Below are 14,711 nucleotides of genomic sequence, written 5' to 3' on the forward strand. Positions count from 1 at the left end.
GCACGGCCTCCCCCCTAAGGCGAAAGGTATAGTCCACTGGGCATCGAGAGGGCAAGATCGAATGGTCATCGGGTGGGCATCTTTCCCGAGTTGAGACCTGTCCGACATACCGTGGGGGGCCCAGCCCGTACGGCATTCAGCCGTGCGCGCGATCCTTGAGAGGCGGCCCTCGTGTCCCGCAAGCACCTTCCCCTCGCCACCAGTGTTGTCGTGGCCGCGACACTCGCGCTCTCCGCGGGCTGCGGCGCGGACAGAGGCGGCTCACCGGCCGGGGACACCAAGGGCGGCGCCGCGATCGGCAAGGGCATGGCCCGGCTACCGGTGGAACCGACCGAGGAGCCGACCGAAGAACCGACCGAGGACCCCACGGACGAGCCCTCGGACGAGCCCACCGGCGGCTCCGGGCTGATATCGCCGGACGCCAAGATGGGCACGTGCGGCTGGAGCTCGGACGGCACGCCGTACGCCAACGTGAAGATCAGCAACTCCAGTTCCTCCACGGCCTACTACTTCCTCCTCGTCGGGTTCGTGGACAGCTCCGACGAGGTCGTGACCACGGGCACGGAGTCCGACGCCTCGGTGCCGGGGAACTCGGACAAGACCGTCAAGGTCTCCGGCCTCCAGGCGGACTCCTCCAAAAAGGCGAAGAAGTGCCGTCTGTCGATGGCCAACAAGTCCGACTCTCCCGGCTGATCGCGGCTGATCCGGGCGGGTCCCGGCTGATGGATTATTGACCGGTCGCCATGGACAGGGCCGCATCCCGGCGCGGGTGCGGCCCGCGTCGCGCGGTCGCCACCCCAAGATCACCCGCATGGAGTGCTCACCCGCACGGGTTGTGAGCGGTCGTCACCTTGACACCACCCGCCCCTCGACGCCCTACTTATGCTTGCCCCACCCCATCGACAACGTTGTCAGACTTGTTGAGAGGCTGAGTATGCGACAGAGACGGCTCAGACGCAGGCGTACGTCCGGTCGAGCGGCCGCCCTGGTGGCGGCCGCTCTTCTGGTGGTGACGGCCCAGGGCGCGGCGACTGCGCAGGGTGCGACGACCGCTCAGGGCTCGGCGGCCGCGGGCCGCGCCGACGCCGCGTTCGCCTCGTCCTTCGAAACCGGCGATCCGCAGCCCGACTGGCGCAACACCGTCGAGACCGCCCCGGGCGGCGGGAAGAAGGCCGACGGGGTCGACGGCGGCTACTCCTCCGGCATCCCGGGGAACGTGACCGACAAGGTCACCGAGGTCCGGGCGAGCGGCGAGTACGCCGACTCGGGCGAGACCAAGGAGAACCTGGTCGACGGCGAGGACACCACCAAGTGGCTCACGTTCGAGCGGACCCCCTGGCTCGAATTCGACCTGTCCGAGCCCGTCGACGTCATCCGCTACGCCCTCACCTCCGCCAACGACGCCCCGGAGCGCGACCCGGCCGACTGGACGCTCAAGGGGTCCGCCGACGGCTCCGACTGGACGACGCTGGACACCCGTAAGGACCAGGTCTTCGAGAAGCGCCACCAGACGAGGGAGTTCTCCGTCGAGGGCGCCGCCGCCTACCGCCACTTACGGCTGGAGATCACCCGTAACAAGGGGGCGGACGCCACCCAGCTCGCCGAGACGCAGTTCGCCAACGGCGACACCACCCCGCCCGCGCCCGCCGATATGCGCAGCCTGGTCGACCGGGGCCCCTCCGGTTCCCCCACCGCCAAGGGGAACGCGGGCTTCACCGGCACCCACGCCCTGCGCTACGCGGGCACCCACAAGCCGGACGGCCGGGCGTACTCGTACAACAAGGTCTTCGACGTGAACACGGCCGTCACCCGCGACACCCTGCTCTCGTACCGGATCTTCCCGTCGATGGCGGAAACCGATCTGAGCTATCCCGCCACCCATGTCTCCGTCGACCTCGCCTTCACCGACGGCACCTACTTGAGTGAACTGCCCCGCGCGGTGGACCAGCACGGAGCCCGGATGAGCCCCCAGGGGCAGGCGGACTCCAAGACGCTGTACGTCAACCAGTGGAACCACAAGGAGTCCCGGCTCGGGGCCGTCGCGGCGGGCAAGACGGTCGACCGGATTCTCGTCGCGTACGACTCCCCCGAGGGCCCGGCGAAGTTCCGCGGCTGGGTGGACGACATCTCCCTCGCCCCCAAAGCGCCCGAGAAGCCCCTGAAGCACCTCTCCGACTACGCGGTGACCACCCGCGGCACCCAGTCCAGCGGCAGCTTCTCGCGCGGCAACAACTTCCCCGCGACCGCCGTCCCGGGCGGCTTCAACTTCTGGACGCCGATGACCAACGCGGGGTCCACCAGCTGGCTCTACGAGTACGCCCGCGCCAACAACGCCGACAACCTCCCCACCATCCAGGCGTTCGGCGCCAGCCATGAGCCGAGCCCGTGGATGGGCGACCGGCAGACGTTCCAGGTGATGCCGTCCGTCGCGTCCGGCACCCCGGACGCCTCCCGCACCGCCCGCGCGCTCCCCTTCCGGCACGACAAGGAGACCGCCCGGCCGTACGGCTACGGCGTGACGTTCGAGAACGGCCTCAAGGCCGAGATCGCGCCCACCGACCACGCGGCCGTCATGCGCTTCACCTATCCGGGTGAGGACGCGAGCGTCGTCTTCGACAACGTCAACAACAACGGCGGGCTCACCCTCGACCCCGAGCACGGCGTCGTCAGCGGCTACTCCGACGTCAAGAGCGGACTGTCCACCGGCGCCACCCGGATGTTCGTCTACGGCGTCTTCGACGCGCCCGTCAGCGCGAGCGGCAAGCTGCCCGGAGGCGGTGGCAAGGACGTCACCGGCTACTTCCGCTTCGCCCCCGGCAAGGACCGTACCGTCACCCTCAGGCTCGCCACCTCGCTCATCGGCGTCGACCAGGCGAAGACCAACCTGGAGCGCGAAGCCCCCGCCTCGACCTCGTTCGAGCAGGTCGAGCGGCGTGCGCAGAGCGCCTGGGACGACATCCTGGGCCGTATCGAGGTCGAGGGCGCCAGCCGCGACCAGCTCACCACGCTCTACTCCAGCCTCTACCGGCTGTACCTGTATCCCAATTCCGCTTACGAGAACACCGGGACCACGCGGAAGCCGCGCTACCAGTACGCGAGCGCCTTCTCGCCCGCCGCCGGGGAGAACACCCCGACCCACACCGGCGCGAAGATCGTCGACGGCGAGGTGTACGTCAACAACGGCTTCTGGGACACCTACCGCACCACCTGGCCCGCCTACTCGCTGCTCACCCCGAAGCGCGCGGGGAAGATGGTCGACGGCTTCGTCCAGCAGTACAAGGACGGCGGCTGGATCTCCCGCTGGTCCTCCCCCGGCTACGCCGACCTGATGACCGGCACCAGCTCCGACGTGGCCTTCGCCGACGCGTACCTCAAGGGCGTCTCCTTCGACGCCGAGGCCGCGTACGAGGCGGCGCTCAAGAACGCCACCGCCGTGCCGCCCTCGTCGGGCGTCGGCCGCAAGGGCATGTCCACCTCCCCCTTCCTCGGCTACACCAGCACCGAGACCCACGAGGGCCTGTCCTGGGCGCTGGAGGGCTACCTCAACGACTTCGGCCTGGCGAAGATGGGCAAGGCCCTCTACGCGAAGACCAAGAAGGCCCGCTACAAGGAAGAATCCGACTACTTCCTCCACCGCGCCCAGAACTACGTCACGCTCTTCGACGACAAGGCGGGCTTCTTCCAGGGCAAGGACGCGGCCGGGAAGTGGCGGGTGCCGTCCGAGAAGTACGACCCGCGGATCTGGGGCTACGACTACACCGAGACCAACGGCTGGGGCTACGCCTTCACCGCCCCGCAGGACAGCCGGGGCCTGGCCAACCTCTACGGCGGCCGCTCCGGCCTCGCCGAGAAGCTCGACACCTACTTCTCCACCCCGGAGACCGCCTCCCCCGAGTTCGCCGGTTCGTACAACGGCGTCATCCATGAGATGACCGAGGCACGCGACGTCCGGATGGGCATGTACGGGCACAGCAACCAGGTCGCCCACCATGTGGCGTACATGTACGACGCGGCCGGGCAGCCCTGGAAGACCCAGGAGAAGGTCCGCGAGGTGCTCTCCCGCCTCTACACCGGCAGCGAGATCGGCCAGGGCTACCACGGCGACGAGGACAACGGCGAGCAGTCCGCGTGGTACATCTTCAGCGCGCTCGGCTTCTACCCGCTGGTCATGGGCGGCTCCGAGTACGCGATCGGATCGCCCCTGTTCACCAAGGCCACGGTGCACCTGGAGAACGGCCGCGACCTGGTCATCAAGGCCCCGCGCAACAGCCGGTCCAACGTCTACGTCCAGTCCCTGAAGGTCAACGGCAAGCCGTGGAACTCCACCGCCCTGCCGCACTCGGTCCTCGCCAAGGGCGGCACGCTGGAGTTCACGATGGGCGCCAAGCCGTCGAAGTGGGGCACGGGCGCCGGCACCGCCCCGTCCTCCATCACCCAGGACGACAAGGTGCCCACCCCGCGCCGCGATCTGACGGTGCCGGGCGGTGGCACGGCGCTCCTCGACGACACGTCCGGCACGGACGCGACGTTCGAGTCGGCGACCCTGCCGGTCAGCGAGGCGGGCCGCGCGCTCCAATACACCCTCACCTCCGCCGACCGCTCCAAGGCCCCCACCGGATGGGTCCTCGAAGGCTCACAGGACGGCGAGAAGTGGCAGCCCCTGGACCGGCGCTCGGATGAGTCCTGGTCCTGGGACAAACAGACCCGCGTCTTCACGGTCCACGCCCCCCGCTCCTACGCCCACTACCGCCTGGTGCCGGACGGCAAGTCCACCCTGGCCGAGGTCGAACTCCTCGGCTGAGCCGGTGGGGCAGGCCGGGTCCGGCGTCCGGACCCGGCCTGCGTGCTCACGACGCGTCGTCCACCCAGAGCTGCCACTTGCCGCTGCTGCTCTGCTTGCAGTCCCAGTCGGCGTAGGCGGAGTTCTGCCCGTCGCGGTAGCACGCCTCGTGGGTGGCATAGGTGCCGACGTAGATCCACTTGGTGGCGCCGGGTACGACAGCTGTCGTCGTCGCGGAGGACGCGGGTGCCGCCTGCACGGTGGCGATGGTGCCTCCGGTCAGGAGGGCGGCCCCCATCGCGGCACCGGCGAGGACAAGTCGAGTACGCATGATTCCCCTTTTCGTCGGAGTCTTGCTGTCGGCGTGATCCTGGGGCAGGGCGGGACGCGAGGACAACGGGGATCGGGTGTCCTGGACTGTCCCGGACACCCCACTTGGCGTCCACGCTGGTCAGCGGCCTGTCCGCGACCTTCTCGCGTACGCCGTCCCGCCCGTCGCGGCCGACGTCTGACGGCGGTGAAGGCGCCACTCACCGGGTGAGAGGCCCGGCCCCAGGGCCCGCCTCGGCTGCGCCACGACGGCCCGCCGGACGGCGACGGCGGGGGCCCGTGCCGGGGCCCCGCCGCTGCTCCATCGCCGAAGGCGCGAGCCGATGCCCACAGGCCGACAGCCGGTCTCAGGCCGCCTCGGCCCGCTCGAAGGCGGGGGTGGTGGGCGCGGCGAACCACACGATCCGCGCGGTGATCCCCTTCTCCCGCCCGAACCACCACGTCGCTCGTTCGGGTGAGGTGAGGCTCAGCCGGTGCTGCCCGTTGGCGGTGACGACGTGCGCGCTCCCGTCGTCGTACGCCAGCCCCCACGCGGCGATCTCGCCGTCCAGGCCGCCGGGTTCCACCTCGTACTGCACGGTGACGGCGAAGACGCGGGGCGCCTGGTCGAGGGCGAGATCGCGGAGTTCCTGGTCGAAGTCGAAGGCAGCCATGGAAGTCTCCCGTCAGGAAGGGGAATTGGGCCATCACGTACGGTGACGTGATGCACACTGTATCCAGCCACATCTAAACCTTTACTTGATTCGACGGAAATCCTTTATAGATACCCTCTTGTGGGGGACAGGGAGGGAACGTCATGCCAGCAAGCAACCCACCAACCGCGCGCCGACAACGCCTGGGAGCCGAACTCCGCAAGCTCCGTGAGCACGCAGGGATGTCGGCCGCGACCGCGGCGGGTCTGCTCGGCGGCAACCAGACCCAGATCAGCAACATCGAGGCGGGCCGCCACGGAGTGAGCGCTGATCGCGTCCGGACCCTGGCTCGCCTGTACTCGTGCGGGGACCAGGAATGCATCGACGCACTCGCCGCCATGACCGGCACGCGCACGCGAGGGTGGTGGGAGGAGTACCGCGAGTTGCTGCCGGTCGGGCTGCTCGATCTGGCCGAGGTGGAACATCACGCCACGTACGTACGCGTCGCCACCATGGTCCACATCCCAGGGTTGCTCCAGACCACCGAACACGCCCGCGTGGTCTTCAACGCGGGAATCCCACAGCTCGCGCCGTACGAGGTGGAACACCGCGTCTCACACCGCATCAAGAGGCAGGCGATTCTCTACGGGGACGCTCCGACCCCGATGACGGCGATCATTCACGAAGCGGCTCTCCACATGGGGTACGGCGGCTCCACGGTGGCCCGTGGGCAGCTTCAGCACCTCATCGAGATGAGCGAGCGGGAAAGCATCACCATCGTGGTGATCCCGTTCGGCGCTGGCCCTCTTCCCGGCTCCGGCCAGTCCGTCGACTACCTCGGCGGCGCAGTACCGCAACTCGATACCGTCCAGCTCGACACGGACCACGGCAACGAGTTGCTCAACGCGGAGGCCCAACTCGTAAACTACCGGAGCGTGCTGGACCGCATGGAGAGCCATGCCCTCAAGCCGACCGCGTCCCGCGACCTCATCCATCGGATCGCGCAGAGCACCTGAAGGGAAACGCGAGTGTCCACGCTAGTCTGGCGCAAATCCTCATACAGCCACGAAGGCTCCAACTGTGTCTACATGACCAGAGTGTCCGCCGACTGGCAAAAGTCTTCCTTCAGCGCCCAAGGGTCCAACTGCCTCTACGTCGCCGCCCCCGCGCCCCACACCATCGCGCTCCGGGAGAGCGACGAGCCGGACGTCATCCTCACCACCACCCCCGCCACCCTCGACGCCTTCATACGCGCCGCGAAGGCTGGCGCGTTCGACGGGCTCGCCCAGGACCGGTAGGAATCGGAGTCAGCTGGGCGATGTGGGGCGGGTGATCGCGGTCAGGGCGTGGTGGAGGGTGGCGTCGCTCAGTGGGCGGTCGCGCCAGCGGGCGGCGATGTGGCCGTCAGGCCGGATGAGCAACGCTCCATCCGGGCGGAGACCGCAAGGATCGGTGTGTTCGCCGGGAAGGGTCTCGATCCGCAGCGGCCATGGTGCGGGGGTCTGTGGTGCCCAGTGGGTGGGGTCCGGGGCGAGCAAGGTGAACCATTCGCCCAAGGCGTCGAGTGTCGATCGGTTGTGTGTGAGCCACAGGTGTGGCATGCGACGGCCTGGTTCTGCGGTGGGGACATAATCCGTGGTCGTGTCGGATGGCTCGGGTGGGGCGTCGGTGAGGACGGCGTCGGAGCGGTAGGTGACGCCGAGCACGAGACCGAGCTGGGCGAAGTACCGGTCCGACCAGGGGGGTTCGACGTGTGCCGGTGTCGTGTCGCCGAGTTGGCGCTGCTCGCGGCGTCGGTTCTGTACCTGGAGCATGAGCCGGGTGTTGGCCACTGCTTGGCGGAGCGTCTGATGGGCGACGGGTAGTCGCTCCGCCTCGTAGGTCTCCAACAGGCTCGGTTCGGCCCACCCGTGGAGAACGCCCGCCAGTTTCCAGCACAGGTTGTGAGCATCGGCGATGCCGGTGTTCATGCCCAGGCCGCCGATGATGGGGATCGCGTGGGCGGCATCGCCGGCCAGCAGTATCCGGCCGTGACGGAAGCGTTCGGCGACGAACGCATTCATCACCCAGTGCTCGACCCGCAACGCGTCGGCTCGTACGTCGGCGCTTGGGCCGAGGGCGCGCGAGAGGAGTTCGGGCCAGTCGGCGTGCGCGGCGTCTTCGGGTGTGGGAAGGGACCAGGCCCAGCCTCGTTCGGGGTACAGCGGGGCGAATAATCCGTGCGCGGTGAAGTAGACCCCGGCGGGCTGGCGGGCGCACCAGCGATTGAGATCGGCGTCGAAGAGGACGGTGGTGAAGCCCCCCATCGCTCCGGGACCAGTGGTGCTGATTCCGAGCAGTTGTCGGACGGTGGAGTTCGCGCCGTCGGCGGCGAGTACATAACGGGCACGTACGGAGGTCTTGCCACCGCGTTGGTGGTCGACGAGCGAGGCCACGACGCTGTCGGTTTCCTCGGTCAGGCCGATGAGCTCGACCCCGAACCGCACGTGCGCGTCTGCTGCGGCAAGCAGAGTGGGTTCCAAGCGATCCTGCGAGGTGACCACACCGATCACGGGGCTCTCGGGTACCGGCGCGTTGACGCCGACCATCGCCGCCGTGGCGAAGTCGCGGTCGTGCAGGGTGTCACGGAAGCGGATGCGGCCATACGCCGGTGCGAACGCGTTGCCCGTGATCTTGGCGGCGAGTCCGAGCTGACGATAGATCTCCATCGAGCGCATGTTGACCAGCCGGGCCCGGGGAAAGGGTGACAGCCCGCCGTGTTTCTCGACCAGCAATACCCTCACGCCCCACCGCTCCAGTAGCGCTCGGGCGGTGAGGCCGACTGGCCCAGCGCCGACGATCAACACAGCTACCTCGGTGTTTGCTACGGGCATGTCGAGCTCCTGCTGCTCACCTCGGATCTATCGGGACACTCGGTGAGGTCAATCTGCCGCACCTGGTGACCGGCCGCAATGCCAGCGCCTCGGCGTACGCCCGAACGTGCTGCGCGACCACTGCGCACCCTGCGGGTTCCACCACCGGGGCCCGGTCCGCCCCGGGCCGGGAACGCTGCCGGGAGGTGTGCGTCCTCAACACCATCCCGCTGCGAGAACCCGCCCGTCAGCCGCTCCCTGGAATCGGGCGACAGAGTCCGGTCAGGCACGCCGCGCCCATCGCCGACCGGACATCCGCGATACCGCGACGCTCTGACGCCCGACGAATGCCAGGATGGACCGCATGGCTACCGTCTTGGCATTCCACGCCCACCCCGATGACGAGGCGCTGCTGACCGGCGGCACGCTCGCCCGGCTCTCGCACGAGGGGCACCGGGTGGTGGTCGTCGTCGCCACGGACGGCCTGATGGACGCCGCGCCAACGGAGGTCGAATCACCCCGCCTGCACGAACTGCGCACCAGCGCCGCTTTGTTGGGCGTCGACCGCGTCGTCCACCTCGGCTACGCGGACAGCGGCCACGGCCCGATCCTCTACCCCGACCCGCCGGACCGCGCACGCTTCGTCCGCGCCGACACGGAGGAGGCCGCCGAGCGCCTGGCCACGATCCTCCGCGACGAGGACGCGTCGATGCTGCTCCACTACGACCCCCACGGCGGCTACGGCCACCGCGACCACATCAAGGTCCACCAGGTCGGCCGCCGGGCCGCCGAACTGGCCAAGACGCCGAGGGTGCTGGAGGCCACGCTGCCCCGCGACACCGCCGAACGCCTGGTCCGGCTGGCCCACCGCCTGAGGGTGCCCCTCCGCTTCTCCCCCGACGAGCTGAGCACCCGCTTCAGCCCCCGGTCGGACATCACCCACCGCATCGACGTAAGCCGCTACGCCCGCCAGAAGCAGGCGGCTCTGGCGGCCCACCAGTCCCAATTCAACGGCACGAGCCAGCTGAGCCCCGTCATGCAAAAGCTGCTCCGGCTCCCGCCCCCGCTCTTCGGCCTGCTACTCGGCCGAGAGTGGTTCATCGACGTCTCCCCCATCGGACCGTCGCAGCCTTGACGCCGTTTCTGTTGGCGGTACACCGCACTGGACCGACTGGTTCGTTCAGGGGGGCATGCTGCTCGCCGGTCGGAGATGTGGAACTCCTCGCCCTCGGACAACAAGTTCGTTCCGTAAGAGGGAGGTGAGCAGGCGGGGCGGCATTGGCGTCGCCGGAAGCGCCTCGATCCGCAAGTCCCACAGCGCACGTGCCGCCGCCGAGTTCGGAGTTCCGACAGTGCTTTTCGACGTCGCCCGCAGCGAACTCGCCGACATTTTCGGCGAGGACCGGCTCGCGACCCTGCCCGCCACCGCCTTCCCGCCCGCCGCCGCGGACACCGAGGGCGCCCGCCTCCTGCAGAACGTCGGCGTCCCAACTGGGACGCTCCTGCTGCGTCAGCCCGACGAGGACGACGGCCTGCTGCCCCTCGTCCAGGACGTCGTCTACATCGAGGACTTCGAGGACGCCGCGGAGGGCGCGCGTGACTGGCCCATCATCGGCTGGCTGCTCAACGCGCACCTCGCTCTCGACCCGGTATCGGGCAAGGTGCACGCCTTCGACCCCGACGAGGAGACCGTGGTCGAACTCCACACGGACGTCTCCTCCCTCGTCCAGGTCACCTTCCGGCTCCAGCGTCTGCTCGAGGAGTTCACCTTCAGCGGCGACGAGGACGAGGAGGAAGCCGACTTCGAGCACCTGGACGGCGAGGTCGATCGCATCCGTGAGGAGACGAGCAGCATCGACCCGCTTCCCTTCCAGGACGACGAGACCGTCTGGTCGGTAGTGGGCGATGAGATCGCCATGGGCCAGCGCTTCAAGGGCAACAGTCCGGGAGCCCGCTCGCTCTACGGGTGACCCCCTTCCGATGTCGCACACGCACCGCGCGGTCTGCGCGGTGCGCAGGCCGCCTTCGCGCGGACCGTTATCCTCCTCGACCTGCACGACAGACTCCACACTCTGCCTGGCCCCGGCCTAGTAGGCGCGTCATGCACGAGACACTGCTCCATTGATCAGATGCCGGTGGCAGATCAGGGCTGCCGCGATCCCGACGAAGGCGAGGAAGTGCTCAGCCTTTCGCTCGTAGCGGCGGTGGAGCCGACGGCAGCCCACCAGCCAGGACACCGTCCTCTCGACGACCCGACGGTGCCGGCCGAGATGGTGTGAAGACTCGATGCCCTTGCGGGCGACGCGGTGGCGAATGCCGCGCCGAAGGAGCCATCGACGCAGATGAGCGTAGTCGTAGCCCTGGTCAGCGTGCAGTTTGGTCTCGCCATCAGAATCGGCGTCTTAGGCGTCGGCGAACAGCTCCTCCGAGCGAGAGGCGGTCGCAGCTCGGTCCAGCCAGGTACCAAGGACATCCATGTCCTTGCACGACTCGATGCGCTCACGCGTCTCAGCAGTGACCTCAAGCCCCCGACCCTTGAGGACTCGTAGCAGATCGCCGGCGCGCACCTCCGCGAAGGCATGCTGGGCTTGCTGGGAACGGAAGAAGTTCATCAGCGCGGGCATCAGTCGAACAATTCCTCGACGCGAGAGGCGGTCACGGCCCGATCCAGCCAGGTGTCGAGGAGGTCCAGATCCCTGCACGACTGGATGCGCTCACGGGCCTCGGCGGTGACCTCAAGCCCTCGACGGCTGAGCACCCGCAGAACATCCTTCGCACCCTTTTCAGCCCGAACCACAGCGAAGGCCCGCTGTGCGTGGTCAGAACGGAAGAAATCCAGCAGCGCGGACATCAGATCGCTCCAAATCTGTCTTGCCGGGGTGTTGCCGAGTCCCGCTGCGACGAGCTCGGCGTACATGGTCGCCTCTTCGATGGGCAGCGTCTTGGTGAGTGCGGTCGCCAGCACCTTCAGTATGCCATCGACGTTTTCATCCCTACTATGCGTCATCGCAGCGAAGGCAGCGATCGGGATATCCCGGGCCACCTCTTTCGCATCCGTGATGACCGGAACGTTGCCGGGACCGAGAACGAGTGGGTGGACCGTCAGAGACGGATAGTCGGGGATGCCGAGTGTGATCGGGCGGGCGGCCCAGCGGGCCGTGGACTCATCCGGACAGAGCACGATCAGCACCGGCTGGTGACCGAACTTCGCGTGCATGTACGAGAGATAGTAGGCCCAGGCCGCGGGCTTCTTCGGATCTCTCCTGCTCTGCGACTCGATGGCGAATAAGTACGTGCCGTCGTTCTTGGTCTCGACCTGGAGCAATGTGTCCACGCGTCTTTCGACCGGTGCGATCTCGGTGAGATCCGGACTGATGAGAAATGCCCTGTCCGGTTCCGGGAACGGGACGCCGAGTAGCTGTCTGAGCGCTCGGACTACGGCCCCGGTGTCCTCCTGGAAAATCCGGTGGAGGGCTTCGTGTGAGGAACTGACCATGCGCTGAACGCTAAAGACGTAACGGCAAGTGTCGATGGCATTTGCCGTCGCTTCACTCGAACGTATGCAGCAGCTTTTCACGTTGACCTCAGGCGGCCCCTCTCAGCACCTCCGCCTCCCGCTGCGGATCGAGCCCCACCCGAGGTCGGTCCGCACGCTGCGGTGCCTGGCCGTCCAGGGTGCGTAGCCAGGCCCAGGTGGCGGTCACCGTGTCGGCGATGGGACGGCAGCGCAGACCGGCCGTGAGTGCCTTCGAGACATCGGCGGCGTGCAGCGTGTCGTGCAGTTCGCCCGGGGGGAGCCAGATCGGGAGGTCGGTCCAGGGGGCGATGTCGGCGGCCAGGATGCGGTCAGGGGCGGTCCAGCGCAGTTCGGCGGATGAGCCGGTGACGCGTACGCAGGTGTCCAGGAGTTCGCCCATCGTCGTGTGGCCCGGCGGGCTGACCAGGTTGTACGGGCCGCCGAGGCCGCGTTCGGCGGCGTCCAGGAGCCAGGCGGCCAGGTCGCGGGCGTCGATGTACTGCAGCGGGAGGTCGCGGGGGCCGGGGGCGAGGACCGGGCCGCCTCGGGCGATGCGGGTCAGCCACCAGGGCAGGCGGCCGATGTTCTCGTACGGGCCGAGGATCAGCCCGGCCCGGGCCAGCAGCGCGTGGTCGCCGAAGGCGGCGAGCGCGGCGAGTTCGCCGCCCCGCTTGGCGCGGGCGTAGTCGGTGTCACCGCCGTCGTCCGGGGACGCCTCCACCAGCGGGCCGTCCTCGGCCAGTCCGGCCGGGGCCGGGAAGGGGTGGACGGAGCGGCTGGAGACGTACGCGTATGTACGGACGCGCCCGGCGAGGAGCCGGGCGGTGTCGCGTACGGCCGAGGGGGCGCCGGACCAGGTGTCCACGACGGCGTCCCACGTGCCGTGTTCGAGGGCGGTGAGCCCGCCGGGCGCGGTGCGGTCGCCGCGCAGCGCGGTGGCGCCCGGTGGTGGGGCGTGGCGGCCGCGGTGGAAGACCGTGACCTGCCAGCCGCGGGCCAGGGCCGCCTCGGTGACCGTATGCCCCACGAATTCCGTTCCGCCCAGCATCAGAAGCCTCATGACGGCGAGTCTGCCCGGCCGGGACCGGTTGGGCCCGGCGGGTCGGCTCTCAGCAGATTCCGCGCCATGATGGTGCGCATGATCCTCCGCCAGCTACGTGACACCGAGGCGGACGCCGAAGCGGTCTGGGAAGTGGCCGCTGCCGCCTTCGGCGACTCCGATGCCCTCGCGGGTGAGGCCGACAGCGGGTGGCCTCCGCAGTACGTGACCACCGTGCGCAGCCGTTACCGCCATCTGGCCGCCACCGACCCCGGCGGCTGCTGGATCGCCATGGACGACGGGGGCATGCCGGTCGGGGCGGTGCTGTCCTCGCGCCGCGAGGGGACCTGGGGGCTGTCGATGTTCGCGGTGCTGCCCCGGGCGCAGGGGCGGGGGGTGGGCAAGGAGCTGCTGGCGGCGGCGCTCGGCTATGGGCGGGCGTGTCTGCGCGGGATCATCGTCGGGTCGGAGAACACGCGCGCGGCGGCCACCTACCGGCAGGCCGGGTTCACCCTGCATCCGGCGATGCGGTTGCGCGGGACCATCGACGGCGACACCAAGGCGCGCCTCTCGCCGCCCGACGGCGCCGTGCACGAAGGGCTGGCCCGGCACCGGGACCTGCTGGACTCCGTGGACCGCCGCCTCAGGGGCGGGGCGCACGGGCCGGACCACGAGCTGCTCTGCCGTCAGCGGCACCTCCTGGTCGTGGACGACCTGGCGGGCAGCGGGTACTGCTACGTGGCCGAGGACGGCAAGGTCGAGCTGGTGGCGGCCACCTCGCGGCGGCTGGCGAAACGGCTGCTGACCGCCGCGCTGCTGTGCCTGCCGGAGGGCACCGACGCGCGCGTGGCGAGCCTGACGGCCGAGCAGCAGTGGGCGGTGGACGTCGGCCTCGAGGCGGGTCTCGAAGTGTCCACCGGGGGCTATGTGTGCTTGCGCGGGATGCGGCCTCCGGAGCCGTACGTCCCCTCCAGCTCGTTCCTGTAGAGCGCGGGACGGGCCGCACCCCAGTGCGGGGTGCGGCCCGTCCGTACGGCCGGAGCGGCGCTGCTTACTCGCTGATCAGCGAGCGCAGCACGTACTGAGACATGCTTCGATTGCCGTTCTTAACCCTATTCACCGCCGCCGTTTGACCTCACTCTCGACCAACCACACAAAACGCCTGGCCAGAGGCGTGCCGAGGGATACAAATAGGCACTAACTCGCAGTTGGTGAAGCACCTCAGTTCACATGCTTCGGTTGCGGTACTTGAGATCGCCACCTCCCCTGAAATCCGACGTTGCGATCGACCCGGGGTCCGAGCCGAGCTTCCGCTTGGCACCGGCTTCGTCGGTCATGGGTGGGCATGGCAGCGCTGCTGCGGGCAGGCGAAGACCAATCGTCCTGAGCGAAACCGACGCGTTCGGCTGACGAGTCGAGAGCGGCTCGTACTTGAGGAAGGAGGCTGTCGGTGTGAGGTCTCAGGAGATGCTTAACCGTTTGTGCTCTGGACATGGTTGACACGTTCGGCTGAACGTCCGCTATCCCCCTGTCGACGGTCATGCAATTCCCCACCTCAGGT

The 14,711-nt window shown here is 68.7% G+C and carries 13 protein-coding genes and 1 pseudogene; 7 read left to right on the forward strand and 7 right to left on the reverse strand.

What is annotated here, in order from left to right:
- Positions 1–171 precede the first annotated feature (171 nt).
- Together ABZ370_RS15695 and ABZ370_RS15700 are read left to right on the forward strand one after the other, a co-directional pair.
- Complete coding sequence (locus tag ABZ370_RS15695) at positions 172–693, forward strand: PT domain-containing protein (protein WP_358620476.1); 522 nt, start codon at positions 172–174, stop codon at positions 691–693.
- Between the two features lie 241 nt (positions 694–934).
- Entirely contained in the window at positions 935–4,801 is a 3,867-nt protein-coding gene (locus ABZ370_RS15700; RefSeq protein ID WP_358620477.1) for a GH92 family glycosyl hydrolase, read from the forward strand.
- Between the two features lie 46 nt (positions 4,802–4,847).
- Here ABZ370_RS15700 and ABZ370_RS15705 read toward each other — a convergent pair whose 3' ends face one another.
- On the reverse strand, positions 4,848–5,111 hold the full coding sequence (locus ABZ370_RS15705; protein ID WP_358620479.1) for a hypothetical protein: 264 nt from the start codon (positions 5,109–5,111) through the stop codon (positions 4,848–4,850).
- Between the two features lie 346 nt (positions 5,112–5,457).
- On the reverse strand, positions 5,458–5,763 hold the full coding sequence (locus ABZ370_RS15710; protein ID WP_358620481.1) for a hypothetical protein: 306 nt from the start codon (positions 5,761–5,763) through the stop codon (positions 5,458–5,460).
- A gap of 143 nt (positions 5,764–5,906) precedes the next feature.
- On the opposite strand from ABZ370_RS15710, the gene ABZ370_RS15715 reads away from it, so the two are divergent.
- Complete coding sequence (locus ABZ370_RS15715) at positions 5,907–6,758, forward strand: helix-turn-helix transcriptional regulator (protein WP_358620482.1); 852 nt, start codon at positions 5,907–5,909, stop codon at positions 6,756–6,758.
- Positions 6,759–6,830: 72 nt separating this feature from the next.
- The gene (locus ABZ370_RS15720) at positions 6,831–7,040 is read left to right on the forward strand and encodes a DUF397 domain-containing protein (RefSeq protein ID WP_358620484.1); all 210 of its coding nucleotides are present in this window, start codon (positions 6,831–6,833) and stop codon (positions 7,038–7,040) included.
- A gap of 9 nt (positions 7,041–7,049) precedes the next feature.
- Here the strand turns inward: ABZ370_RS15720 and ABZ370_RS15725 are convergent, their stop codons facing one another.
- Positions 7,050–8,588, reverse strand: coding sequence for an FAD-dependent monooxygenase (locus tag ABZ370_RS15725; protein WP_358620486.1), 1,539 nt, complete (start codon positions 8,586–8,588; stop codon positions 7,050–7,052).
- A 370-nt stretch (positions 8,589–8,958) separates the two neighbouring features.
- On the opposite strand from ABZ370_RS15725, the gene ABZ370_RS15730 reads away from it, so the two are divergent.
- Both ABZ370_RS15730 and ABZ370_RS15735 read left to right on the forward strand, forming a co-directional pair.
- Entirely contained in the window at positions 8,959–9,729 is a 771-nt protein-coding gene (locus ABZ370_RS15730) for a PIG-L family deacetylase (RefSeq protein ID WP_358620487.1), read from the forward strand.
- Between the two features lie 217 nt (positions 9,730–9,946).
- On the forward strand, positions 9,947–10,564 hold the full coding sequence (locus ABZ370_RS15735; protein WP_358620924.1) for an SUKH-4 family immunity protein: 618 nt from the start codon (positions 9,947–9,949) through the stop codon (positions 10,562–10,564).
- A 129-nt stretch (positions 10,565–10,693) separates the two neighbouring features.
- Here ABZ370_RS15735 and ABZ370_RS15740 read toward each other — a convergent pair.
- The 4 genes and pseudogenes from ABZ370_RS15740 to ABZ370_RS15755 form a co-directional block, all read right to left on the reverse strand.
- Positions 10,694–10,972: pseudogene (locus tag ABZ370_RS15740) on the reverse strand (transposase); the annotation flags it as partial.
- 24 nt (positions 10,973–10,996) lie between these two features.
- The gene (locus ABZ370_RS15745) at positions 10,997–11,218 is read right to left on the reverse strand and encodes a hypothetical protein (RefSeq protein WP_358620489.1); all 222 of its coding nucleotides are present in this window, start codon (positions 11,216–11,218) and stop codon (positions 10,997–10,999) included.
- Positions 11,218–12,090 (reverse strand): hypothetical protein, encoded by an 873-nt coding sequence (locus ABZ370_RS15750; RefSeq protein WP_358620490.1) that lies wholly within the window; start codon positions 12,088–12,090, stop codon positions 11,218–11,220. The genes ABZ370_RS15745 and ABZ370_RS15750 overlap by 1 nt, the downstream gene beginning before the upstream one ends.
- Before the next feature lie 88 nt (positions 12,091–12,178).
- A complete protein-coding gene (locus ABZ370_RS15755; RefSeq protein ID WP_358620491.1) occupies positions 12,179–13,171 on the reverse strand; it encodes an NAD-dependent epimerase/dehydratase family protein in 993 nt (330 codons plus the stop codon).
- A gap of 78 nt (positions 13,172–13,249) precedes the next feature.
- Between ABZ370_RS15755 and ABZ370_RS15760 the strand changes: the two genes are divergently transcribed.
- Positions 13,250–14,137, forward strand: a complete 888-nt coding sequence (locus tag ABZ370_RS15760) for a GNAT family N-acetyltransferase (protein WP_358620493.1) — start codon at positions 13,250–13,252, stop codon at positions 14,135–14,137.
- The last annotated feature ends 574 nt before the right edge of the window (positions 14,138–14,711 follow it).

This window comes from Streptomyces sp. NPDC005962 (assembly GCF_040629205.1).
Classification (GTDB): domain Bacteria; phylum Actinomycetota; class Actinomycetes; order Streptomycetales; family Streptomycetaceae; genus Streptomyces.

Excerpts from the sequence above, each read along its gene's own strand:
- ABZ370_RS15700 (WP_358620477.1), top strand. The coding sequence starts at position 935 with ATGCGACAGAGACGGCTCAGACGCAGGCGTACGTCCGGTCGAGCGGCC.
- ABZ370_RS15705 (WP_358620479.1), bottom strand. The coding sequence starts at position 5,111 with ATGCGTACTCGACTTGTCCTCGCCGGTGCCGCGATGGGGGCCGCCCTC.
- ABZ370_RS15710 (WP_358620481.1), bottom strand. The coding sequence starts at position 5,763 with ATGGCTGCCTTCGACTTCGACCAGGAACTCCGCGATCTCGCCCTCGAC.
- ABZ370_RS15715 (WP_358620482.1), top strand. The coding sequence starts at position 5,907 with ATGCCAGCAAGCAACCCACCAACCGCGCGCCGACAACGCCTGGGAGCC.
- ABZ370_RS15720 (WP_358620484.1), top strand. The coding sequence starts at position 6,831 with ATGACCAGAGTGTCCGCCGACTGGCAAAAGTCTTCCTTCAGCGCCCAA.
- ABZ370_RS15730 (WP_358620487.1), top strand. The coding sequence starts at position 8,959 with ATGGCTACCGTCTTGGCATTCCACGCCCACCCCGATGACGAGGCGCTG.
- ABZ370_RS15745 (WP_358620489.1), bottom strand. The coding sequence starts at position 11,218 with ATGCCCGCGCTGATGAACTTCTTCCGTTCCCAGCAAGCCCAGCATGCC.
- ABZ370_RS15750 (WP_358620490.1), bottom strand. The coding sequence starts at position 12,090 with ATGGTCAGTTCCTCACACGAAGCCCTCCACCGGATTTTCCAGGAGGAC.
- ABZ370_RS15755 (WP_358620491.1), bottom strand. The coding sequence starts at position 13,171 with ATGAGGCTTCTGATGCTGGGCGGAACGGAATTCGTGGGGCATACGGTC.
- ABZ370_RS15760 (WP_358620493.1), top strand. The coding sequence starts at position 13,250 with ATGATCCTCCGCCAGCTACGTGACACCGAGGCGGACGCCGAAGCGGTC.